This is a genomic window from Sphingomonas sp. DG1-23 (genome assembly GCF_030730875.1).
In the GTDB taxonomy this organism is placed as follows: Bacteria; Pseudomonadota; Alphaproteobacteria; order Sphingomonadales; family Sphingomonadaceae; genus Sphingomonas.
This window is the reverse complement of sequence record NZ_JAVAMA010000001.1, coordinates 446,604-469,165: the sequence shown is the minus strand read 5'-3', so window position 1 is coordinate 469,165 and position 22,562 is coordinate 446,604. Positions and strand designations below refer to the sequence as shown.

Below are 22,562 nucleotides of genomic sequence, written 5' to 3'. Positions count from 1 at the left end.
TCGACCGACATAGATCGATCGGGACGGGCTCCGCCAGCGACGGCGGGGCCCGTCTCCGCGTGGACCGTACGGACAAGCCATTGTTGCCAAAAGAAAAATTAGGGCAGCAATCCAGACGCATCGTTCCTATTATGGAAACATGGCCAGTACCGCCCAGCTTCATGCCGATTCGGCGACCCTGCTCGTCGTCGACGACGACAACGACATTCGCCACCTGCTCGCCAACAGCCTCGGCGCGCGCGGCTTCCATGTCGAGACCGCCGCCGACACGCGCGGCATGGACGAAGTTCTCGCGCGCACCCATGTCGATTGCGTGATCCTCGACGTGATGATGCCGGGCGAGGACGGCATCGCCGCCTGCCGCCGCATCGCGCGCCGCGACGGACCCGAAGTGATCCTGCTGAGCGCGCTCGGCGAGGAGCAGGACCGCATCCTCGGGCTCGAGGTCGGCGCGGGCCATTATCTGCCCAAACCGTGCAGTCCGCGCGAGATCCTCGCCACCGTGCGCGCGGCCCTGCGCAAGCGCGGCGGCGCCGGCCCGGCGCCGGCGAGCGAGGTCTTTGGCTTCGACGGCTGGCGAATCGATCTCGGCAGCCACGAACTGTTCGATCCGAACGGCGTGTTGGTCGGCCTCACCGACGGCGAGTTCGCCGTGCTGCGCGTGTTCATCGAGCGGCCGCGACGGGTGCTCTCCCGCGAGGCATTGCTCCAGGCTGCACGCGGACCCGATTCGGATGCCTATGACCGCGCGATCGACGTACAGGTCAGCCGGCTGCGGCGGAAGCTGCGCGCCGGCGGCGACGAGATCATCCGCACCGTCCGCAACGAAGGCTATCTGTTCGTCCCGCGAGTCGTGCGCGCATGATCCCAGCCGGGAGCGCGGCGCGCTCGCCGCTCTTCCTGCGCATCTTCCTGCTGATGCTGGTCTGCGTCGCCGTGGTCCAGCTGATGAACCTGACGCTGCTGATCGCGGTCCAGACCCCGTCGGCCAAGCTCTATACCATCGGCCAGATCGTCCATGCGATCGGGCAGGGGGCCGATCCCACCGGCGAACTCGAGGTCGAACGCGTGCCCGAGGTACAACCGGCGCTGTGGAATCCGCGCAGCGAGCGTATCGAGCTGGCGCTCGCCACGGCGCTCGGCACCGGCACGGATTCGGTGCGGATCAGCTTTCCTACGCCGTTTCTCCAGCGCGAACGCACCTATGAACGCTCGGCGGTGCCGCGTCCGCGTGCGCCGGCCAGCGCCGCAGCGGCGCGCGAAGTGATCGTGATCGGCGGGTTCGTGGCGTCGTGGCGCCGGCCCGACGGGCAATGGGTGCGGGTTGAGCCGATCGAGGGCTTCGAGCCGTGGCGCTGGTTCGTGCTGGCGTGGCTGTTCGTCTCGGCGGTCGCGGTTGCGCCGTTCGCCTGGGCGCTCGCGCATCGCTTCGCCAAGCCGATCCGCGCCTTCGCGGCCGCTGCCGAGCGGCTGGGGCGCGATCCGCGCGCGCCGCCGCTCGAACTCGAAGGCCCTGGCGAGATCGCCGAGGCGGCGGCGGCGTTCAACACGATGCAGTCGCGGCTCAATCGCTATGTCGACGATCGCACCACCGTGATGAGCGCAGTGGCGCACGACCTGCGCACGCCGTTGATGCGGCTGGGATTGCGGCTCGAGGCGGCACCCGACGATCTGCGCCGTGCCTGCGAAGCCGATATTCGCGATATGCAGGGGCTGGTGTCGACGGCGCTCGCTTATGTCCGCGAGACCAGCCAGCCGCCGGTGCGCCGGCCGCTCGACCTGCGCTCGCTCGCCGAGACCGTGGTCGACGATCTCGCCGATCGCGGCGAGGCAGTGACGCTCGCGCCCGGCGAACCCGTGGTGCTCAATGCCAATCCGGCGGGGATCAAGGCGATGGTGACCAATCTCGTGACCAACGCGGTCAAATATGCCGGGGGAGCCGAGGTTTCGCTCGCGCCGGTCGACGATCATGCCGTGCTCGAAGTGCGCGACCGCGGGCCCGGCATCCCGGCGGAGGATCTCGACCACGTCTTCGAGCCCTTCTTCCGCGGCGAGCGCTCGCGCAACCGCGACACCGGCGGAGTCGGGCTGGGGCTGCCGAGCGCGCGGGCGGTGGCGCGGGCGCACGGCGGCGAGGTCGATCTGGCCAACCGGGCGGGCGGCGGGCTCGTCGCCACCGTGCGCCTGCCGATCTGAGCCGTCCGACCTACGACTACGAAGGCCTTTCGCGGCCCTTTGCCATCATGATAGCGCTCCCTCTGTCTGCGGGCACAGAGGAGAGGGTGATGGGCAACGGGCAAAGCCGCCGCGAGATCCTGGCCGGTTCGGGCGCTGCATTGCTGGCGGCGGCGCTGCCGGCGTGCGGCCGGGCGCAGGAGCCGCCGAAGCGCAAGCTCGGCTATGCGATCGTCGGGCTGGGCAGCTACGCCACCCGCCAGATCATGCCGCGGCTGAAGGATTGCGAGTTCGCGAAGCTGGCGGCTCTGGTCAGCGGGACGCCCGAAAAGCTCGAACGCTACGGCACCGAATACGGCGTCCCCAGGACGCATCGCTACAGCTACGCCAATTACGACAGCATCCGCGACAATCCCGACATCGACCTTGTCTATGTCGTGCTGCCCAATTCGCTCCATGCCGAATATTCGATCCGCGCCAGCCAGGCAGGCAAGCATGTGCTGTGCGAAAAGCCGATGGCGGTGTCCTCGGCCGAATGCGAGGCGATGATCGCCGCGGCGAGGAAGGCCGGCAAGAAATTGATGATCGGCTATCGCAGCCATTTCGAGCCGTACAACCGTCATGGCATCGAGCTCATCAAGACCGGCTTTATCGGCCGGCCGCGGCTGATCGCCTCCGAGCACGGCTTCAATGCCCAGCCCAATCAGTGGCGGCTCGACCGGCCCTTGTCGGGCGGCGGATCGATGATGGACATCGGCATCTACAGCCTCAACGCCGCGCGCTATCTCGCGGGCGAGGAGCCGATCGAAGTCAGCGCGATGGAATCGACCGACAGGAGCGACCCGCGCTTCCGCAACGTCGAGGATCGGATCGACTGGCAGATGCGCTATCCCTCGGGCGCGCTCGCCATGTGCGTGTCGAGCTACAGCTCGAACCACAATGCGTGGCGCGCGACCGGGACAGAGGGCTGGGTCGGTATGGAGCCGGCGACGCCCTATGACGGCCATACGATGTGGACCCGCAAGAAGGGCAAGACCGAGCAGGTGACCTTGCCCGCGCCCGCGAAGAACCAGTTCGTGGCGCAGCTCGATCATCTCGCCGAATGCGCGATCAGCGGCCGCGAGCCGATCGTCGCGGGCGAGGAAGGGCTGAGGGACATGCGGCTGATCGAGGCGATCTATCGCTCGGCGCGCGAAGGCAAGGCGATCCGGATGGCCAAAGCCTGATGCCCGAACCCTGGTACACGCTGGCGATCGTCGCCGCGAGCATCGTCGCGGTGATCGTTCTCGTCCTTCGCTTCAAGCTCCAGCCGTTCCTCGTGCTGCTGCTCGTCGCGCTGATCACGGGGCTCGCTTTTGGCGGCGAGCCGCAATCGGTGATCGCGGCGATCCGCAAAGGCACCGGTGAGGCGCTCGGCTTCGTCGCGGTGGTCATCGGGCTCGGCGCGGTATTGGGCGGGTTGCTCGAGGCAAGCGGCGGCGTCAACGCGATCGCGCACCGGCTGCTCGATCTGTTCGGCGAGAAGCGGGTGCCGTGGGCGCTCACTGCGGTCGGCATCGTGGTCGGCGTGCCCTTGTTCTTCGACGTGGCGTTCATCATCCTCGCGCCCTTGCTCGCCACGCTGTCGATCCGCGCGGGGCGCCGGGTCACCTATTTCGCGCTGCCTCTGCTCGCCGGGCTGATGACGATGCACGCCTTGCTGCCGCCGCATCCCGGCCCGGTCGCGGTCGCCGAGCTGATCCACACCGATTACGGGCTGCTCGCATTCTACGGGCTGATCTGCGGCATTCCTTCGGCGATCCTCGCGGGGCCGGTGTTCGCCAAGATGTTCCACGGCGCCCCCGGCTTCGGCGACCAGACGCCACCGCCGATGCTCGACGAGGGCGCGCCGCAGACCAGCCCGATCGGCTTCCTGCCCGCCTTGCTCGCGATGCTGTTTCCGCTCGCCTTGATCCTGATCGCGGCAGTGGCGGGGCAGGCGATGGCGCCGGGGCCGGCCAAGACCTTCTTGCTGTTCCTCGGCCATCCCTTCACTGCGCTGATGCTGGCCGCGCTGTCGGTGACCGGCTGGCTGCGGGTGCGCGAGAACGCCCCTTGGGCGACGCTGTCGAGCATCATGACCCGCGCGCTCGAGCCTGCCGGGCTGATGGTGCTGATCATCGGCGCGGGCGCGGCGTACAAGGAAGTGCTGATCGAATCGGGGGCAGGGCAGCAGATCACCGCTTTGGTCACCGCGGCGCAGGTCTCCGTCCCGGTCTTCGCCTTCCTGCTCGCGGCGTTCGTCCGCATCGCGCAGGGTTCGGCGACCGTCGCGATGGTGACCGCCGCCGGCCTTGCCGGACCGCTGATCACTGCGGCGGCGCTCAGCCCGAGCCGCATCGCCTTGGTGACGATCGCGATCGGCGGCGGGGCGACGATCGCATCCCATGTCAACGACACCGGCTTCTGGCTGGTGAAGCAATATCTCGGGCTGACCGAGGCCCAGACCTTCCGCAGCTGGACGATCGGTGCGACGATCGCCGGGCTGACCAGTTTCGGCATAGCGCTGCTGATCTGGCCGTTCGTATAGGAGAGCCATGACCCACTCGATCACGCGCCGCGCCGCGCTCGCCGGCATGGCGGCGCTTCCTCTCGTTCCCGGGCTCGCCCGCGCCGCGACCGTCGGCGGGATCACCCGCTTCGATCCGGCGCTCGATGCGGTGGTCGATGTCGGCACGCCGATCGAAGTGCTGTCCACCGGCTATCGCTGGGCGGAAGGCCCGGTATGGGTGAAGCAGGGCGGATTTCTGCTTTTCTCCGATGTCCCCGCCAATATTGCGTATCGCTGGAAGCAGGGGGAGCCGGTCGCGCCGTTCCTCAGCCCGTCGGGGCTGGCCGGACCGATCCCGGCCGGCATTCGCGAGGCGGGGTCGAACGGCCTCGCGATCGACGCGCAGGGCCGGTTGATCGTCGCCGATTCGGGGACGCGGGTGATCGCAGCGGTCGATCTCAAGACCAAACGCCGCACAATCCTCGCCGATCGCTACGAGGGCAAGCGCTTCAACAGCTGCAACGACATTGCGTTCGGGCGGAACGGCGCGATCTACTTCACCGATCCGCCTTATGGGCTCACCGACGGTGATAGCTCGCCGCTGAAGGAATTGCCCTTCAACGGCGTGTTCCTGCGCACTGCCGACGGCACGATCCGGGTGATCGACGATACCCTCAAGCGTCCCAACGGCATCGGCCTCTGCCCGAGAAAGACCACGCTCTACGTCGCGATGTCGGACGAGGCGCGGCCGCAGATCCTCGCTTATCCGCTGGGCGCCGACGGCATGCCGCGCGCCGCCGCGACGGTCTTCCATGATTTCAGCGAGCCGCTGTCGCGCAAGCTTCCCGGGCTTCCCGACGGGCTCAAGGTCGACAAATCCGGCCGGCTGTTCGCCAGCGGGCCCGGCGGCATCTATGTCCTGTCGCCGGAGGGCAAGGCGCTCGGCCTGATCGCCACCGGCAAGGCCGCCGCCAATTGCGCATTCGGCGAGGACGGCCGGACCTTGTTCATCACCTCGAGCGACATGCTCGCCCGCGTCCGGCTGAAAACCCCGGGGCTGGTGAAGCCGGGAATCGCCGCCTAGACCGGGATCATGTCCGAATCCGAGGCGATTCCCGCGGCCACCTTGATCGTGATGCGCGAAGCCGCCGAAGGCCCGCCCGAATTGCTGATCGTCGAGCGCGCGCGGGCGATGTCCTTTGCGGGTGGCGCCCTGGTGTTCCCCGGCGGCCGCGTCGATCCCGGCGACCATGCGCTCGCGGCGACGCTCGAAGGCGATCCCGACGATCTCGCCGCACGCATCGCCGCGGTGCGCGAGACGATCGAGGAAGCCGGCGTCGCGGTCGGCGTGCGCGTTCCTCCGTCCGCCAGTCCCGATCTTCAGCGCCGCCTCTATGCCGGCGAACCGATGGCGGCATTGCTCGACGAAGCCGGCGGCGCGCTCGATCTCGATTCGCTGGTGCCGTTCGCGCGCTGGCTGCCCGCCGGAGTCCATCACAAGGTGTTCGACACGCGCTTCTATCTCGCCCGCGCGCCCGAGGGCGCCGAGCCGGTGGTCGACGGCAACGAGAATGTCCGCGTCTTCTGGGCGTCGGCGCGCGCGGTGATCGAGGCTGCCGATCGCGGCGATGCGACGATCATCTTCCCGACGCGGCGCAACCTCGAGCGGCTCGCCTTGTCCGCCAGCTTCGTCGACGCTGCCGCCGACGCCCGCGCGCATCCGGTGCGCACGGTCACGCCGTGGATCGAGACGCGCGAAGACGGCAAGCACCTCTGCATCCCCGACGACCTCGGTTATCCGGTGACCTCCGAGCCGCTCGACCGGGCGATCCGCGCATGAGGACGGTCCGTCACGCGATTTTGGCCGTGGTGATCTTCGCGCTGGTGCTGCTGGCCTTCTTCATCGTCTATGCTCTGGTCCGCAATCGCCCGCAGGATCTGCCCTGGACCCGGCTCGATCTCGGCCAGCCGATCGGTGCGTTTACCGGACGCAAGCTCGCCGGGCTCACCGACAATTTCGCCGAATGCCGCGCTTTGCTCCAGTCGGCGGGGGTGCGCTACACCATCCTGCCCCCGGTCAGATCGGGCGAGCGATGCGGTTATGCCGACGCGCTGCGCTTTGCGCCCGGCGGCTCGCAGCGGATCGAATTCAGCCCCGCGCGGCTCGGCGTGTCGTGCCCGATCGCTGCCGGACTGGCAATGTGGGAATGGAACGTCCTCCAGCCCGCCGCGCAGAAGCATTTCGGCGCGCGAGTCGAGCGGATCGAGCATCTCGGCAGCTATTCTTGCCGCCGCATGTACGGTCGCAGCGCCGGCGACTGGAGCGAGCACGCCACCGCCGACGCGATCGACGTCGCCGGCTTCCGGCTCTCGGACGGCACCCATGTCAGCGTGCTCGGCGATTGGGGAAAAGGCGACGCGAAAGCGGCGTTCCTGCGCGAAGTGCGCACCGGCGGGTGCAAGCTCTTCTCGACGGTGCTGTCGCCCGATTACAACGCGGCGCACCGCGATCACCTGCACCTCGATCAGGCGACCCGCGGCGAAATGGGGTGGCGGGCCTGCCGGTGACAGCAGGCCCGTTCGAACTCAGTTCGGCAGTGCCGCCGCGTCGACCTTTTCCACCCATTGCGGGAAGAAGGCAGGCTGGCGGTTCGACCAGCCCGAGGCGGTCGCCGCGGCTTCGCTGATCGACTGGAGCAATTTCCGGCGCAGATCGGGATGCAGATGCGGCAGCGCCGCGGCCGCACAGAAGGCGGCAGGCAGCCAGGGCCGCACTTCGGCGCCGACCAGCCGCTCATAGAGAAAGCGATAGGCCGAGAAGCTGGTAAGCCGGCCTTGGCCGAGATCGAAAGCCGAGACGGTGACGAGCGGCGCCATGAACGGCTCGATCGCCGCGAGATCGCTGTCGTCGGGCATCAGGGCACGCAGTTCGGGGATGCGCTCGTACATGCGCGCCTGGGCGCGGATGCTGGCGGCCTCGACCACGTCGCGCGACCAGCGCTCCATCGCGTCCTCGCGCTCGAAGCCGATGTCGAGCGCGCGGCGCACATAACGCTGCGTCGCTGCGCTGAACCCCGCAAATTCCTTCATTTCGGCCAGCGTCATGGCGCCCTCGGCCGGCTTCATTCTCGATGCCATCACCTTAACTCCCACCCCACTCAATCCCCAGCGGCGATCATGCGGCAGAATGGTTAACGCGCCGCTTAATCAGCCGTTGGCTCCCATTCATTATAGGAGTGGAAAAGGTGTTGCGGCGCAACATCGGTTGCGATGAATCGAGTCAGAGCATTGTGGAAAACACCTAGGCTGGCACCCTGACGCAACAATGATGCGTGGCATCATGCTCGGGGTGCTCGCGGCGAGGCGCGGCCTTCGCCCGCATTTCGAAGCTTTGCCAGCGTCCGAAATTAACGAATCCTATACCTTTGCGGCACGCGAAAGCCGCTGTTTTCCGCCACTTTTCGGTCCGTTCCTTCAACCCATCGGTTCGCCGCAACGGTTCATCGGATCGGCGAGCCGAGGGGGTGTACCCCCGTCCTATGATCAGGTTAGCAACTCTCAACAGCTTCCTGACCGGGGGGTCTATGAATTTCCGTGTTCTCGCAGCGCGTTTTGCGCTGATGGCGGTTTGCGCCCTGATGACTTCCGTGCCCGCCCAGGCGAAGAGCGCGTATCTGCAGTGCGTCCCCTATGCCCGCCAGGTCTCCGGCGTGAAGATCCATGGCAATGCCTGGACCTGGTGGGGCCAGGCCGCCGGCCGTTACGAGCGCGGCAACACCCCCAGGATCGGCGCGGTGATGTCGTTCAAGAAGACCGCGAAGAACCCCTTCGGCCATGTCGCGATGGTTTCGGAAATCGTCAGCGACCGCGAAGTGCTGCTCAGCCATGCCAATTGGTCGCGTCGCGGCGGCATCGAGCGTAACGTCCGTGCGGTCGACGTCTCGGCAGCCGGCGACTGGAGCGAGGTGCGCGTATGGTTCGCCCCGCTCGGCGGGCTCGGCACGTCGAGCTATCCGGTCAACGGCTTCATCTATGCCGACGGCGCCGAGGACGACGCCTTCGAAGCGCCGCAGATGGCGAAGGCCGACAAGGTCCTCGTCGCCGCGCTCGAGCTCGACCTCAGCGATCTCAAGCTCGAGACCGCCGTCAACTGACCGGCGCGCATCGGCGCTCTTCTATGCCCCGTCTTCCCGGCGAAACGCCGGGATCTCATTCGATCAGGGAGGTCGCTCGCGGCCTGCGATTCCGGCTTTCGCCGGGATGACGATGGCGGAACTCACCCCTTCGGAACGAAGGCCAGCGCCACCCCGTTCATGCAATAGCGCTTGCCGGTCGGCCGCGGCCCGTCGTCGAAGACGTGGCCGAGATGCCCGCCGCAGCGCCGGCACAAAATCTCGGTGCGCGCCATCCCCAGCGAGCGGTCGCTTTTGCTGATCACTGCCTTGGGCAGCGCCCGGTAGAAGCTCGGCCAGCCGGTCCGGCTGTCGAACTTGGTCGACGAGGCGAACAAAGGCAGCGCGCACCCCGCACAGACGAACGTCCCCGCGCGATGCTCCTTGTTGAGCGGGCTGGTCCCGGGAAACTCGGTCGCGCCCTGCCGCAGCGTGCGATATGCCGCCGGGCTCAGTCGCTTCTTCCACTCGGCATCGGTGAGGGTGAATTCGAAGCGCTGCGCCGCCTTGGCGGGCGCGCCCCCGCAAGCCGCAGTGACGGCGCCGAATCCGGCAATGGCGAGAAAGGTGCGGCGATCGGTTTGCATATAAGGGATGTGGGGTCGAGGCGGGCCAGTGCCAATCCTCCCTCTCCCACAAGGGGAGAGGGAAATTAGTACCGGCTCAGCTCGACCGGCATCTTCTTGTACCCGTGTACGAAGCACGCCGCGACGCGCTCGGGCTCGCGCAGCACGTTCACGCGCAGTCGGCGCTTGGCCATTTCCTCGAGCAGGATCCCGATCTGCAGCTCGGCCAGCCGCGCGCCGACGCAGCGATGGATGCCATGCCCGAACGCCAGATGCCGCCGGGCATTCTCGCGATCGACGATGATCCTGTCGGCATCGGGAAACACGCTCTCGTCCCGGTTGGCCGAAAGATACCAGAGCGCCAGTTTGTCGCCCGCGCGAATCTGCTGGCCGGCGAGCTCGGTATCCTGCGTCGCCGTCCGCCGCATGTGCGCGAGCGGAGTCTGCCAGCGGATGATCTCTTGCACCGCATTGGGGATCAGCTCCGGATTGGCCTCCAGCTTCGCCCGCTCGTCGGGGAATTGATCGAGCCCCCAGGCATAGGCGCTCATCGAATTGCGCGTGGTGTCGTTGCCGCCGACGATCAGCAGGATCAGGTTCCCGAGAAACTCCATCTGATCCATGTGGCTCATCGCGTCCGAATGGATCATCATCGAGATCAGGTCGGGGGTCGGTTCCTTGCCCAGCTTGCCCTGCCACAGATTGCCGAAATAGGCGGCGCATTCGAACAGGATGTTGCGGCGCTCTTCCTTGCGCACCGGATCCTTGGCGATCTCGATATCGCCGGCCCAGTCGGACCAATAGGTCAGCAGCCGGCGTTCTTCCCATGGGAAGTCGAACAGGATCGCCAGCATCTGGGTGGTCAGCTCGATCGAGACGGTGTCGACCCAGTCGAATTCCTTGCCCACCGGCAGCGAATCGAGGATCTCGGCGCTGCGCGCGCGGATATTGGTGTTCATCCGCACCATCTCCGACGGGGTGAACGCCGGTGCGACCGTGCGCCGCTGGCCGGTGTGTTTGGGCCGGTCCATCGCAATGAACATCGGCATCTTGATGTCGCCTTCCTGCAGGTCGGCGATGGTGATCCCGCCCGCTTCGGACGAATAGAGATCGGGCAGCGATTCGACCTCGACGATCGGCTTGTACGACGAGACCGACCAGAACGACCCGAAGGCGCTGTTCTCGGTATAATAGACCGGCGCCTTACCGCGCAGCTCGCGGAACGGCGCCTGCCAGACATCGTCGCGATAGAGCTCGGCCCGGCTCATATCGAGCGGGTCGACAGCGTTCTCCGATACCGAATCGGTCGCCAGCGTCGCCATATTGCCTCTCCTGCTTTGCGGCGAGGAGAACCTTAACTGACAGCTGTGTCAATAGCGCGGCGTTCGCTGCGCTTGCTCCGCTTCGGGCTGCCCGAATTGAGCACCCCGCGGCGAAACAGCCGCGCCGCCACCGTCACCGTGATCGCCACCCACAATATCTGCCACGCCAGCGCCAGCGCGTGCGGCCACAAAGCGGAGGAGTTCGCCGCGTGCGCCGCCATCGCCAGCGGCGAGCTGAACGGGAAGATTTCCGCAGCAAGCGCCAGCCAGTCGCCGGGATGGCTGGCCGCATAGGAAGCGAAGCCGAACATGGCGAACTGGAAGATGGTGATCGGCAGCGAGAGCATCTGGATCTCGCGCTGGGTGCCCGCCAGCGAGCCGATGCCGAGGAACACGGCGCTCTGCAGCATGTACGCCATGGTGAAATAGACGACGAACAGCAACGGGAAGATCGGGCCGACCGCGGCGCTCAGATTGCCGAGCTCGGCGGCGACGCCCGCCGGCACGAAGCGCGGCAATTGCGCCAGCAGGGTCCCCCAGAAGCACACGAACAGCAAAGCCGATCCGAACGCCCCGATCAATTTGCCGAAGAATACGCTCTCCAGCGGGATCGCCGCGGCGAGCACTTCGATCACCTTGTTCGATCGTTCCTCGGCCATCGCACCGACGGCCTGGCCCGACAGCATCAGCGTCAGGAAGAACACGCCCAGCGTGGCGAAGAACGCGGCCTGGCTGCGCCCGCCGCCGGTCGCCTGCCCGGAACTGACGACCTCGATCTTTGCGCGGCTCCGCTCGGCACCGCCGCTCGCGCCGGCGCGCAATGTGTGCTCGGCCAGTTGGGCGAGATAATTGCCGTCCGAATAATTCGATGGTCTCCGCAGGATCGTCGGGCGTTCGAGCGGGCCATAGAGCACCGCTGTCACGTCATATTGGCTGCTGGCGAGCAGCGCCTTTGCCTGTGCCGCGACATCGTCGCCCGCGCCCTCGATCTGCAGCGTCGCCCATGCTCGGGGCCCGGCGACGAGCTTGCGCAATTGCTTGTCGGTGGCGGCGATCGTGGCAGCCTTGTCGGGGGCGGCGATCACGACGATCCGTTCGCGCGCCTCGCCGCCGCCCGCGGCGCTCGACGCGGTCATGCTGCCGACCAGCCCGAAGCCGATCATCAGCAACGGGCTCAGCAGGAAGAGCAGGAAGGTCGGCGTCATCACCGTCGCGGTGAAGTCGCGGCGCGCGACGGTCAGCGCCTGGCGGAGCATGCGTCCGAAGCTCATGCCGCCTGCTCCAATGCTTCGGGGCCGACGATCTTGACGAAGGCATCGTGCAATCCCGGCCGCTCGATCGACAGTCCCGAAATGCCGTAACCCGCGTCGATCAGCCGGACGAGCAATGCCTCGATCCCCTCGGGCGGCACGGTAAAGCGCCAGCTGCCATTCTCGCGCTCGGCATCGGCGGGCAACAGCGCACCCGCGGTCTCGACATGGTGGTGCGGGGTGTAGTGCGCCTTGAGCGGCAGCAATGCGCGGGCCTGATTCACCGTGCCCTCGAACTTCACCACGCCGCCGGCGATGATCGAGAGATGGTCGCACAGCCGTTCGGCATGCGCCATGACATGAGTCGAGAACAGGATCGTCGCGCCGCGGTCGCGCTGGGCGCGGATCAATTTCTCGAGCCGTTCCTGATTGACCGGATCGAGCCCCGAGAAGGGCTCGTCGAGCACCAGCAATTCGGGCTCATGCACCACCGAGCCGAGCAACTGGACCAATTGGGCCATGCCCTTGGAGAGCTTGCGGATCTTGTCGTCGGCGGCGTGGCCGAGCCCGGCGGCCTCGAGCAATTCGCCCGCGCGCTTGCGCCCGACGCTCCACGGCAGGCCGCGCAGCGCCCCCATGAATGCGATTGCCTCGCGGCACTTCATGTTGGGATAGAGTCCGCGCTCCTCGGGCAGATAGCCGACCCGGTCGCTCGCGTCGCGCGGTGCGTCGTGCCCCAGCAGCATGCGTTCGCCCTGATCGGGTTCGATGATGCCGAGCAGCATGCGCAAGGTGGTGGTCTTGCCCGCGCCATTGGGGCCGAGCACGCCATAGATCAGCCCCTTGGGCACCGCGATGCTGACACCGTCCACTGCGCGTCGATTGCCGAAGCGCTTGACGAGCCCGTTGGCGCTCACCGCCAGATCGCTGCTCAAATTAATGCCCTCCATCACGCTTCGTGGTAGCGGGTGCGCGTGCGCCAAGACAAGTCACTCGAAGAACGGATCAAGGAGAAAGCCCGGGAAGTGGGTTTCGCCGATTGCGGAATCGCGCGCGCCGACGCCGCGCCTGCAGCCGGCGAGCGCCTGCGCCAATGGCTGGCCGAGGGCGCGCACGGCTCGATGATATGGATGGAGGAGCGCGCGCATCATCGCGAGAGCCCCGCCGCTCTATGGCCCGAAGTGCGCTCGGTGATCGCGCTCGGCATGAGCTACGCGCCCGCCGCCGACCCGATGGGGCTGGCCGCGGAGGGGGAGACCGGCCGCATCTCGGTCTATGCCCAGGGGGGCGACTATCACGATCTGATCAAGCGCAAGTTGAAGGAACTGGCGCGCTGGCTGGTCGGCGCCGCGCCGGGGGCGGACGTCAAGGTGTTCGTCGATACCGCGCCGGTGATGGAGAAGCCGCTGTCCGAAGCCGCCGGGCTCGGCTGGCAGGGCAAGCACACCAATCTGGTCAGCCGCAGCCATGGCAGCTGGCTGTTCCTCGGCGCGATCTACACCACGCTCGATCTGGCGCCGGACCGGCGCGGCATTTCGACCTGCGGCAGTTGCGATGCCTGCCAGACCGCATGCCCGACCCAGGCGTTCCCCGCGCCCTATCGGCTCGATGCGCGGCGCTGCATCTCCTATCTGACGATCGAGCACAAAGGTCCGATCCCGCATGAGTTCCGCGCTGCGATCGGCAACCATATCTATGGCTGCGACGATTGCCTCGCGGTGTGCCCGTGGAACAAGTTCGCGGCCGCGGCGCAGGCCAATCTCGCCTTCGCCCCGCGCGCCGAGCTGACGGCACCCGCGCTCGCGGATCTGCTCGCGCTCGACGACGCCGCCTTTCGCGAGGTCTTCGCCGGCTCGCCGATCAAGCGCATCGGGCGCGATCGCATGGTCCGCAACTGCCTGATCGCCGCTGGCAATAGCGGCAGCGCGGCTTTGGTCGAGCCGGTGCGGGCGTTGCTCGACGATCCGGCCCCGGAGATTCGCGGCGCCGCGATATGGGCACTGGTGCGGCTCGATTCTGTGCGCTTCGCGATCGAGCGCGATGCGCGTCTATCAGCGGAGGAGGATGCGGAGGTCCGGGAGGAATGGCGCGCGTCTCTCGCCATGCCCGCAAGTTCTGCTAACCGATTTGCATCTGCAATTGAGGGAGACCGGACATGAAAGTGAGAGTTGCGCTGGCACTTGCGCTCGCCGGCCTTGCCACGCCGCACTTTTCGGCTTTCGCGGCGACGACGCATACCGCCAAGCGAGTCGAAGGGATTCTCGCGGACAGCCGGCCTTGCGTATTTTTCACGCTCGATGGCGTCAGCCTTGCGGATGCCCTGGTCCCCGACAGCCCGTATTTCGCGCTCTCGAAGTCGCATGCCAGCTATGCGGAGCTGAATGCGCTGTTGCTCACCGCGAAGGCGACCGGCAGACCGGTGACTATCACCACCAGCGGATCGACGGTCTGCGGACACGCCGCCGTCGAATTCGTCTTGATGACCTAGCGCTTCACACCCTCGGGACGGCGGCGATAGCGACCGCTACCGTCCCGCCGGCTGCCGCGCCGCCAGTGCAGCGAGGCAGCTGGCCTGGTCGATTGGTCCGCCGTCGCGCTGGCGCGTGTCCAGATAGGTCACCACCGGCTCGCCACGACCCTTGGCGGGCGGATAGAGATAGGTGTCGAGCACGCAGATCGGCCCGGCGAACTGGAGCTTGCGCGCGACACCCTCGCTCGAATCCATCGCGGGCTGGCCGAATTGCGCGATCAGTCGCGGCGCGGTCTGCCCCTTTACTGCGACCACGCTGGCTGGCGCCGCTGTCGGCGCGGCGCTGGGCACCGCGACATAGGGTGCCGGTCGCGCGGCGGGGATCATCTCGCCGCCGCATCCCGACAGCGCCACCGCGCCTGCCACTATCCAGAATCTCATGCGCGTCTCCTGCGGTGGAATGCATGCGTCGCCAGCGCTGCCCCGAGCACCGGCGCCACCAGATTGATCAGCGGCACGAGGAACAGTCCCGTGCCGATCGTCCCCAGTGCGAAGCGGCGCAGCCGGGTGCCCCGCCGCCACGCGGCCAGCTGCGCATAGGGCATATGCCGCGCCGCGACCATGTCGCCGAGATCGCGCCCGAGCAGCCATGCATTGACTGCGAAGAAAGCGAGCGCGGTGCCGACCCCGGTGATCAGCAGCATCAGATAGAGCGGCGCGAGCAACAGATTGAACCCGATCGCCCGCACCGCCGATCCGATGCCCATCGCGATCGATCGCCCCAGCGGCACGTCGCGCGCGGCGGCATGGGCCTGCGGATAATGCTTCGCCTCGACTGCGGCGACCACCTCGTCGGCAAAGATCCCGACCACCGCCACCGCGACCGCGCGGAACAGCAGCCACCAGCCGAACACGAACAGCAGCAAAGTCGCGACGTCGGCCAATGCGCCGGCCTGGCTGCCCAGCCCCATCCATTCGTTCGCATATCCCGCCAGCCACGCCATCGCATGCCACAGCCCGAAGCCCAGCCCGACGAAGAGCAGAATCGTGAGCGCGAGCGACTTCAGCAAGACCAGCAATATCGGCCGGTCGAACAATTGCCCGAGCGCGAGGAGGAAACCATGGATCATTGCGCTATGCTTTGCCGCTCTCTAGGGCGTCGGCGCAACCCATCGGAGCCATAACTTGACCAGCCCTACCCATCACGTCGTCGCGATCGGCAATGCGATCGTCGACATCCTCGCCCAGGCCGAAGACAGCTTCATCGAGGAGATCGGCGTCGCCAAGGGCTCGATGCAGCTGATGTTCTCGCCCGAAGAGGCCGATTCGCTCTATGCCAGGATGGGCCCCGGCCGCGAGGTTTCGGGCGGCTCGGCGGCGAACACCGTCGCCGGCATCGCCGCGCTCGGCGGTAAATGCGCGTTCATCGGCCAGGTCGCCGACGATCAGCTCGGCACGGTCTTCGCGCACGACATCCGCGCCGCGGGCGTCGACTTCGCCACTGCGGTGCGTCCCGGCCAGCCGACCACGGCGCGCTGCCTGATCTTCGTCACGCCCGACGGCCAGCGCACGATGAACACCTTTCTCGGCGCCTCGCAATTCCTCCCCGCCGCGGCGCTCGACGAGGAACTGATCGCCGGCGGCGCGATCCTCTATCTCGAAGGCTATCTCTGGGATCCCGAAGAGCCGCGCGCCGCGATGCGCAAGGCGATCGACATCGCCCGCGCCAATGGCCGCAAGGTCGCCTTCACGCTCTCCGACGTCTTCTGCATCTCGCGCCACGGCCAGGATTTCCGCAAGCTGATCGAGGACGGGCTGATCGACATATTGTTCGCCAATGAGAGCGAGTTGCTCGCGCTTTGCGAACATGCGGATTTCGAATCGGCGGTCGCGCACATCCACGGCAAGGTGCCTTTGCTCGTCGTCACGCGCAGCGAGCAGGGCGCGATGGCGCTCCAGGGTTCGGAGCGCGTCGAGGTCCCCGCCGAGCCGATCGCGAAATTGGTCGACACCACCGGCGCGGGCGACATGTTCGCCGCCGGCTTCCTGTTCGGCCAGGCGCAGGGCCGCGGGCTCGAGGAATCGCTGCGGCTCGGCGCGATCTGCGCCGCGGAGATCATCCAGCATTATGGCGCGCGCGCCGAAGCCGATCTCAAGAAGCTCGCGGCGGAATCGACGAATCGTTCCGCCGGCTGACGGCGGCCGGCACCTGTCGAGCCGCGCGAAAATGGCGCAGCCATGCGATCATCATATGAATCGCGCGCCTTAAGTACTGGGTAACTTAGGTTATGTTAGCCCGGCCTCGGGGAAGATTTGTGCCGAGGCCGGAACTTGCTGCGACGGATACCGCCCAGTCAGGTGAAGATGGGGATGTATATCCACGGGTTCGAAGGCTCGTGGTTCAGCCATCCCTTCTGGCGCACGCGGTTTCTGCTCGAACGGCCCGAAGATCTCGCCGCTGTGCTCGCCAGCGAAGTACAGGCAGTGGTGATCGACATCGAGCGCGGCCTCGCGCCTGCCGGATCCGCACCTGCGCCGCACGCCGCAATTCCGCGCAGCGCCAGCGTCTCCGCCATCGTTCCGGTCACCCCGCGCGACACGGCGAAGACCGATCGGGAACTCGCCAAAAAGACGATCGCCCGCAGCAAGCGCGCCGTTAAGGGCGTGTTCGACGATGCCCGGCTGGGCAAGACGATCGATGCCGACGCGGTGGCGCCCGTCGTAGCGGACATATCGGACGCGGTCGATCGCAACCCCGCAATGTTCATCGACATGACCAGGCTCAAGTCGAAGGACGAATATACCTATCTCCATTCGGTCTCGGTCTGCGCGCTGATGGTCAATCTCGCGCGGCAGCTCGGTCTCGCCGAGCCGATCGTGCGGTCGATGGGCCTAGCCGGCCTGCTCCACGATGTCGGCAAGATGACCGTCCCCGATGCGATCCTCAACAAGCCGGGCCGCCTCGACGATGCCGAGTTCGCACTGATCCGCGCGCATCCCGAACAGGGCCACGCAATGCTCGAAAAGGGCGAGGGCGTGACGCAGGAAGTGCTCGACGTCAGCCTGCTCCACCACGAGAAGATCGACGGTTCGGGCTACCCCTTCGGGCTGAAGGGCGAGGCGATCAGCCTCGCGGCGCGGATGGGCGCGATCTGCGACGTCTATGACGCACTCACTTCGGACCGCGCCTATAAGGAGAGCTGGACTCCGCTCAAGGCCGCGACGGAGATGTATGGCTGGGAAGGGCATTTCGATCGCGATCTGCTGTTCAAATTCTTCCGCAGCATCGGCGTCGTGCCGCCCGGCCTGCTGGTGCGGATGCGCTCGAACCGCCTCGGCATCGTGCTTCCCGACGGCACCAAAGAGACTCGCAGCAAGGTCCGCATCTTCCATTGCGCGCTCGAACGCGCCCCGCTCACGCTCGAGGACGTCTTCCTGTCCAGCTCGGGCGGTGGCGATCATATCGTGAGCGCCGAGGATCCCGTCCGCTGGGGCTTCGACTGGCAGCCCTTGTCGGAGCGACTCACCGCCGGCCGCGCCGCGCGCGCCTGACCGGTCAGGCCAGCGGCCAGAGACGGGTGACGGGTCGCTCCAGAACCCGCGCCGCAACGGCGTGGAAGTTCGTGGGATCGAGCCGCCCGGTCGTCGCCGCCTTGAGCAGCCAGTCCTCGATCGATCCGCCGCGATCGATCCAGCGATCCTCGCGCAGCAGCCCATAGAGACCGCCCGCGATCACGTGCATGCCGTCATCGGCCTTGCGCCAGCGGTCCGCAGGGTTGCGCGCGACGCCGAGCGCTTCGGAGATTAATTGGTCGAGCGCCTCGACAAGATCCTCGTTCAGCATTCCTTCCAGCGTAGTGTAACCCCATTGCGGATCATGGTCGCGGACGATCGCCGCGATCAGCGGATCGCGCCGCAGCACGCCGAGCGCCGCCTGCGCCGCAGGGCCCTTCTCGTCGTACGGCGGGTGGAGCATCTCGTGCGCGGCGATCCGCACCGTGGTCGCGGTGTCGTAATCGCTCGCCTGGAGAAAGGTCTGGCCCTGCACCTTGATGCCATGGGGTTTCGCAAATTGCAGCAGCACCACGTCGATCACCGGATCGAACGTCCGGCCGGTCAGCTTCGTCTGCCACGAAATCACGTCGAAGGCATCTAGCGCGCGCTGGACCTCGGCGACGCGCGCGTCGAGGCCGGGTGTTCGCGCAGCCCGGAACGCCGCGAAGCCAGCCGCGCGCATCGCGCCGAAGATCGCCTCCAGCCGAGGCGCAGCCTTGCTGAACCACGCCCAGTCGGCCTCGCTCCAATACGGACTGGCGCGGTAGCCGGGCAAGATACGCGTCTCCTTCGCGCGCAATGCGGCGAGAAGCGCGTCCAGCGAGGCATGGTTGCCGCCGCTCGAGAACAGCACCTGGAGGTTGGGGCCGAGCAGGCCGAAGCCCTCAGCATTCGCAGCCTGCCACAGCGCGGGAATATCGCGGCGGATCGCCTCGGGCAGTTGCGGCGCGAATGCATCGGCGTCGGCCGCGTAATATTTCCGATAGAGATCCACACCCGAAAGCGGGCCGAGAAAGGCGATCGCGTCGAAGCCTTCGGACGCGCGGACCTTCCAGCGCGTGGCCGATTCTTTGGGAAGCGCGGCGTGGGCGCGATGCGGCTGGAGCGCCAGCACAAGCATGGCGGCGCTGGTGGCGAGCAAGGTTCGACGGTCCATGCACCAGCGGCTAGCGCAAGTGCCGGCGCGGTTCTTGAACCTGTTTCACCCGGAGCTGCGAAGGACAGCGCCCGGTCAGCGCGCCGACCGATCGGGTCATATGTGCCTGATCGGCGAAACCGAGTTCGACAGCCAGCGCGGCGCCGGTGCCGCGCCAGCCCGGCAGCGCGCGCAGTGCGCCGAGCGTCCGCTGGTCGGCGCGAAAACGCTTCGGCGTGACTCCGAAAGCCTTGCGGAAACCGCGGCTGAGCGATTGCGGCGCAAGCCCGTGTCGCGCGGCCCATTCGCCGAGATCCACATCGGGATCCGCGATCAGGCAACGGCCGAGCCGATCGGGCCAGTCGTCGAGGTCGGCCGCTTCCTCGATCAGGCTGGTGCGCAACAATTCGCACGCGGCGCGCAGGTCGCGCTCGGCGAGCCGGACGATAGCGTCGGGATCGGCGGCCCTGGCCAGCGATCGGCCTTCGCAATGTACCGGCAGGTTCAGGACGCGCGCACCGCGTGCGAAGAAGGCGTCCTGATGCGATTCGTACGGGCCGTGCAGGACGACCTGACCGGCTTTCACTGCAAACCGCCCACGATCACCGGCTTCGATATAGCCGCCCTCGAGCACCAAAGCGGCATAGGCACCCGCGTGGCGGTGCCGGTCGAGCCGTTCGCCGGCGCCGTGTCGCGTCAGCAATCCGTCCACGCTGCCTGCCGATCCTCCTATGCCGCGTCTTCGCGCGCCACTTCGCGCCAGCCGATGTCGCGCCGGCAAAAGCCGGTGGCGAAGTCGATAGCGTCCACGGCGCTATAGGCCGCCGCCTGCGCCGCGCGCACCGAATCCCCCTTTGCGGTGACCGTCAGCACCCGTCCGCCGCTCGCGACCAGAGTATCGCCGTCCAGCCGGGTGCCGGCATGGAATATCTTGGCGCCGGTCGCTTCCGCCGCCGCGATGCCGTGGATCGCGCCGCCGGACTCGGGCGTGCCGGGATAGCCGTTCGCCGCCATCACCACGGTCAGCGCGGTATCCGCCGAGAAAGCGGGGTCTGCCCGGCCGGCAAGCGCGCCTTTCGCAGTGGCGACCATCAGTTCGAGCAAATCGCCTTCGAAGCGCAGCATCAGCACCTGGCACTCGGGGTCGCCGAAGCGGGCGTTGTACTCGATCAGCTTGGGACCGGCCGCGGTCAGCATCAGCCCGGCATAGAGCACGCCCGAATAAGGCGACCCCATCCGCGCGAGCGCCTCCACGGTGGGGCGCACGATCGTCTCGATCGCCTGCCGCTCCAGCTCCGGAGTGAGCACCCGGGCCGGGCTGTACGCGCCCATGCCGCCGGTATTGGATCCGGTGTCGCCATCGCCGACGCGCTTGTGATCCTGCGCCGATCCGAACGGGAGCAAATTGGTGCCGTCGGTCAGTACGAACAGGCTGGCTTCTTCGCCCTCGAGGAATTCCTCAATCACCGCGCTGCCGCCGGGCACCGCGAAGATGCCGCGGATCGCCTCTTCGGCCTCTTCGCGGGTCATCGCCACGGTCACGCCCTTGCCCGCGGCGAGCCCGTCGGCCTTGACCACCACCGGCAGCGTGAAATCGCCGAGCGCGGCCAGTCCGCCGTCGCGGCTCTCGACCTTCACATAGCCCGCGGTCGGGATGTTCTCGCGCGCGCACAGATCCTTGGTGAAGCCCTTCGATCCCTCGAGCTGGGCGGCCGCCTTGCTCGGGCCGAACACGCCGATTCCCATGGTGCGCAGATTGTCGCCGAGCCCGGCGACCAAGGGGGCTTCCGGCCCGATCACCACGAAGCCGATCGAATGGCGCAGGCAGAAATCGATCACCGCGCGATGGTCCGAAAGCGCGATCTCGGCGAGTTCGGCATGCTCGGCTATTCCCGGATTGCCCGGGGCGGCGTAGAGCTTCGTCAGCAGCGGCGATTGTGCGAGCTTCCACGCAAGCGCATGTTCACGCCCCCCCGAACCCAGCAACAGGACGTTCATGCCCGACCCCTTTATCGATACGCCAGCCCGGCTCGTAGCCGAGCAAATGCCGGGGGACAACGCGCCTGCCATGAGCGTCAGCGAGCTTTCGTCGGCGCTCAAGCGGATGGTCGAGGGCGAGTTCGGCCATGTCCGGCTGCGCGGCGAGATTTCGGGGTGGAAGCGCGCCGCCTCGGGCCATGCCTATCTCTGCCTCAAGGATTCGGACGCAGTGATCGACGGGGTGATCTGGCGCGGCGCGGCGGCGGCTCTGCCGTTCGCGGCGCAGGATGGGATCGAAGTGATCGCCACGGGCAAGCTCACCACTTATCCCGGCCGCTCCAAATACCAGATCGTCATCGAGCGGATGGAGCTTGCCGGCGAAGGCGCGTTGATGGCGCTGTTCGAGAAATTGAAGGCGAAGCTGGCGGGCGAGGGGCTGTTCGATCCCGGCCGGAAGAAGCAGCTCCCGCACATGCCGCGCACGATCGGCGTGGTGACGTCGCCTACCGGCGCTGTGATCCGCGACATCCTCCACCGGCTCGGCGATCGTTTCCCGAGCCATGTCCTCGTCTGGCCGGTCAAGGTGCAGGGGGAGGGGTCTGCCGCCGAGGTCGCCGCCGCGGTGCGCGGGTTCGACGCGTTGCCCGCCGACGGTCCGGTCCGCCGTCCCGACCTGCTGATCGTCGCGCGCGGCGGCGGCTCGATCGAGGATTTGTGGGCGTTCAACGAGGAGATCGTCGTCCGTGCGGTGGCGGACTGCAGCATCCCGGTGATTTCCGCCGTCGGCCATGAGACCGATACCAGCCTGTGCGATTTCGCCGCCGATCTGCGCGCGCCGACGCCCACCGCCGCCGCCGAGATCGCGGTCCCGGTGCTCGCCGATGTCCGCCACACCGTGGCGACGCTCGCCCATCGCACCGAACGTTGCGTCCGCCGCTATCACGAACGCGCAGGCGAGCGCCTCGCGGCACTGGTCCGCGTGCTGCCGCGGCGCGACGCTCTGCTCGGCCCCCAGCGCCAGAAGATGGACGACCTCGCCGGCCGGCTCGACCGCGCGCTCGAGCGGCGCGTCACCTCGGCGCGGGCGCAGCTCGATCGCGATGCGGGCGCGCTCCGTCCCGCCGTGCTCGATCAATTGGTGGCGACCGCGCGGCACCGTTTCGACGGTGCGTCGCGGCTGCTCGACAGCGTCAACCCCGACAATTTGCTCCAGCGCGGCTATGTCCGGGTCGGCGCCAAGGCGAGCGGAAAGGTCGTCACCACGGTCGCCGAAGCGCAGGCGGCAGGCGCGATCACGCTCCAGTTCAGGGACGGCCCGGTAGACGCCCGGGTTGAGCGCGCCGCCGGCAAATCCTACACTGCCGCCAAGCCCGAGCAGCCGAGCCTGCTGTGAACCAGACACCGAGT

General features: G+C 67.4%; 23 protein-coding genes. 13 read left to right on the top strand and 10 right to left on the bottom strand.

Annotated features, from left to right (window positions below; translation table 11 throughout):
* Positions 1 to 139 precede the first annotated feature (139 nt).
* The 7 genes from Q9Q95_RS02060 to Q9Q95_RS02030 all read left to right on the top strand — a co-directional run bounded on the left by Q9Q95_RS02060 (position 140) and on the right by Q9Q95_RS02030 (position 7,273).
* A complete protein-coding gene (locus Q9Q95_RS02060; RefSeq protein ID WP_306093395.1) occupies positions 140 to 865 on the top strand; it encodes a response regulator in 726 nt (241 codons plus the stop codon).
* Positions 862 to 2,196 carry an ATP-binding protein gene (locus tag Q9Q95_RS02055; RefSeq protein ID WP_306093394.1) on the top strand — a complete coding sequence of 445 codons (1,335 nt, stop codon included), beginning with the start codon at positions 862 to 864 and terminating at the stop codon, positions 2,194 to 2,196. Before Q9Q95_RS02060 ends, Q9Q95_RS02055 begins: the two co-directional genes overlap by 4 nt.
* Before the next feature lie 89 nt (positions 2,197 to 2,285).
* Positions 2,286 to 3,401, top strand: a complete 1,116-nt coding sequence (locus tag Q9Q95_RS02050) for a Gfo/Idh/MocA family protein (protein ID WP_306093393.1) — start codon at positions 2,286 to 2,288, stop codon at positions 3,399 to 3,401.
* Complete coding sequence (locus Q9Q95_RS02045) at positions 3,401 to 4,744, top strand: gluconate:H+ symporter (RefSeq protein ID WP_306093392.1); 1,344 nt, start codon at positions 3,401 to 3,403, stop codon at positions 4,742 to 4,744. Before Q9Q95_RS02050 ends, Q9Q95_RS02045 begins: the two co-directional genes overlap by 1 nt.
* A gap of 7 nt (positions 4,745 to 4,751) precedes the next feature.
* A complete protein-coding gene (locus Q9Q95_RS02040) occupies positions 4,752 to 5,789 on the top strand; it encodes an SMP-30/gluconolactonase/LRE family protein (protein ID WP_306093391.1) in 1,038 nt (345 codons plus the stop codon).
* 9 nt (positions 5,790 to 5,798) lie between these two features.
* The gene (locus Q9Q95_RS02035; protein ID WP_306093390.1) at positions 5,799 to 6,545 is read left to right on the top strand and encodes an NUDIX domain-containing protein; all 747 of its coding nucleotides are present in this window, start codon (positions 5,799 to 5,801) and stop codon (positions 6,543 to 6,545) included.
* Positions 6,542 to 7,273 (top strand): extensin family protein, encoded by a 732-nt coding sequence (locus Q9Q95_RS02030; RefSeq protein ID WP_306093389.1) that lies wholly within the window; start codon positions 6,542 to 6,544, stop codon positions 7,271 to 7,273. The genes Q9Q95_RS02035 and Q9Q95_RS02030 overlap by 4 nt, the downstream gene beginning before the upstream one ends.
* An 18-nt stretch (positions 7,274 to 7,291) precedes the next feature.
* On the opposite strand, the gene Q9Q95_RS02025 is transcribed toward Q9Q95_RS02030, so the two are convergent.
* Positions 7,292 to 7,843: a hypothetical protein gene (locus Q9Q95_RS02025; protein WP_306093388.1), complete on the bottom strand. Its 552-nt coding sequence runs from the start codon at positions 7,841 to 7,843 to the stop codon at positions 7,292 to 7,294.
* Between the two features lie 446 nt (positions 7,844 to 8,289).
* Between Q9Q95_RS02025 and Q9Q95_RS02020 the strand changes: the two genes are divergently transcribed.
* Positions 8,290 to 8,859, top strand: a complete 570-nt coding sequence (locus tag Q9Q95_RS02020) for a CHAP domain-containing protein (protein ID WP_371876663.1) — start codon at positions 8,290 to 8,292, stop codon at positions 8,857 to 8,859.
* A gap of 122 nt (positions 8,860 to 8,981) precedes the next feature.
* On the opposite strand, the gene msrB is transcribed toward Q9Q95_RS02020, so the two are convergent.
* The 4 genes from msrB to Q9Q95_RS02000 form a co-directional block, all read right to left on the bottom strand.
* A complete protein-coding gene (gene msrB, locus Q9Q95_RS02015; RefSeq protein WP_306093386.1) occupies positions 8,982 to 9,464 on the bottom strand; it encodes a peptide-methionine (R)-S-oxide reductase MsrB in 483 nt (160 codons plus the stop codon).
* A 65-nt stretch (positions 9,465 to 9,529) separates the two neighbouring features.
* Positions 9,530 to 10,765 carry a cytochrome P450 gene (locus Q9Q95_RS02010; protein ID WP_306093385.1) on the bottom strand — a complete coding sequence of 412 codons (1,236 nt, stop codon included), beginning with the start codon at positions 10,763 to 10,765 and terminating at the stop codon, positions 9,530 to 9,532.
* A gap of 32 nt (positions 10,766 to 10,797) precedes the next feature.
* Complete coding sequence (locus Q9Q95_RS02005) at positions 10,798 to 12,036, bottom strand: ABC transporter permease (RefSeq protein ID WP_306093384.1); 1,239 nt, start codon at positions 12,034 to 12,036, stop codon at positions 10,798 to 10,800.
* The gene (locus Q9Q95_RS02000) at positions 12,033 to 12,965 is read right to left on the bottom strand and encodes an ABC transporter ATP-binding protein (protein WP_306093383.1); all 933 of its coding nucleotides are present in this window, start codon (positions 12,963 to 12,965) and stop codon (positions 12,033 to 12,035) included. Before Q9Q95_RS02000 ends, Q9Q95_RS02005 begins: the two co-directional genes overlap by 4 nt.
* Positions 12,966 to 12,989: 24 nt before the next feature.
* Here Q9Q95_RS02000 and queG point away from each other — a divergent pair, with 24 nt between their 5' ends.
* A complete protein-coding gene (gene queG / locus Q9Q95_RS01995; protein ID WP_306093382.1) occupies positions 12,990 to 14,174 on the top strand; it encodes a tRNA epoxyqueuosine(34) reductase QueG in 1,185 nt (394 codons plus the stop codon).
* Positions 14,171 to 14,503 (top strand): hypothetical protein, encoded by a 333-nt coding sequence (locus tag Q9Q95_RS01990; RefSeq protein WP_306093381.1) that lies wholly within the window; start codon positions 14,171 to 14,173, stop codon positions 14,501 to 14,503. Before queG ends, Q9Q95_RS01990 begins: the two co-directional genes overlap by 4 nt.
* A gap of 36 nt (positions 14,504 to 14,539) precedes the next feature.
* Here Q9Q95_RS01990 and Q9Q95_RS01985 read toward each other — a convergent pair whose 3' ends face one another.
* Together Q9Q95_RS01985 and Q9Q95_RS01980 are read right to left on the bottom strand one after the other, a co-directional pair.
* Entirely contained in the window at positions 14,540 to 14,926 is a 387-nt protein-coding gene (locus tag Q9Q95_RS01985) for a hypothetical protein (protein WP_306093380.1), read from the bottom strand.
* Positions 14,923 to 15,615: an EI24 domain-containing protein gene (locus tag Q9Q95_RS01980; RefSeq protein WP_306093379.1), complete on the bottom strand. Its 693-nt coding sequence runs from the start codon at positions 15,613 to 15,615 to the stop codon at positions 14,923 to 14,925. The genes Q9Q95_RS01985 and Q9Q95_RS01980 overlap by 4 nt, the downstream gene beginning before the upstream one ends.
* A 55-nt stretch (positions 15,616 to 15,670) precedes the next feature.
* Here Q9Q95_RS01980 and Q9Q95_RS01975 point away from each other — a divergent pair, with 55 nt between their 5' ends.
* Complete coding sequence (locus Q9Q95_RS01975) at positions 15,671 to 16,681, top strand: adenosine kinase (RefSeq protein ID WP_306093378.1); 1,011 nt, start codon at positions 15,671 to 15,673, stop codon at positions 16,679 to 16,681.
* 117 nt (positions 16,682 to 16,798) lie between these two features.
* On the top strand, positions 16,799 to 18,037 hold the full coding sequence (locus tag Q9Q95_RS01970; protein WP_371876661.1) for an HD-GYP domain-containing protein: 1,239 nt from the start codon (positions 16,799 to 16,801) through the stop codon (positions 18,035 to 18,037).
* Positions 18,038 to 18,041: 4 nt separating this feature from the next.
* Here Q9Q95_RS01970 and Q9Q95_RS01965 read toward each other — a convergent pair whose 3' ends face one another.
* From Q9Q95_RS01965 to purD, 3 genes are read right to left on the bottom strand one after another with little or no spacing between them, the layout of a single operon-like run.
* A complete protein-coding gene (locus Q9Q95_RS01965) occupies positions 18,042 to 19,196 on the bottom strand; it encodes a hypothetical protein (protein ID WP_306093376.1) in 1,155 nt (384 codons plus the stop codon).
* A gap of 10 nt (positions 19,197 to 19,206) precedes the next feature.
* Positions 19,207 to 19,887, bottom strand: a complete 681-nt coding sequence (locus tag Q9Q95_RS01960) for an AraC family transcriptional regulator (RefSeq protein ID WP_306093375.1) — start codon at positions 19,885 to 19,887, stop codon at positions 19,207 to 19,209.
* Between the two features lie 17 nt (positions 19,888 to 19,904).
* Positions 19,905 to 21,173 (bottom strand): phosphoribosylamine--glycine ligase, encoded by a 1,269-nt coding sequence (gene purD / locus Q9Q95_RS01955; protein WP_306093374.1) that lies wholly within the window; start codon positions 21,171 to 21,173, stop codon positions 19,905 to 19,907.
* On the opposite strand from purD, the gene xseA reads away from it, so the two are divergent.
* The gene (gene xseA / locus Q9Q95_RS01950) at positions 21,172 to 22,548 is read left to right on the top strand and encodes an exodeoxyribonuclease VII large subunit (protein ID WP_306093373.1); all 1,377 of its coding nucleotides are present in this window, start codon (positions 21,172 to 21,174) and stop codon (positions 22,546 to 22,548) included. The genes purD and xseA overlap by 2 nt on opposite strands.
* Positions 22,549 to 22,562 lie beyond the last annotated feature (14 nt).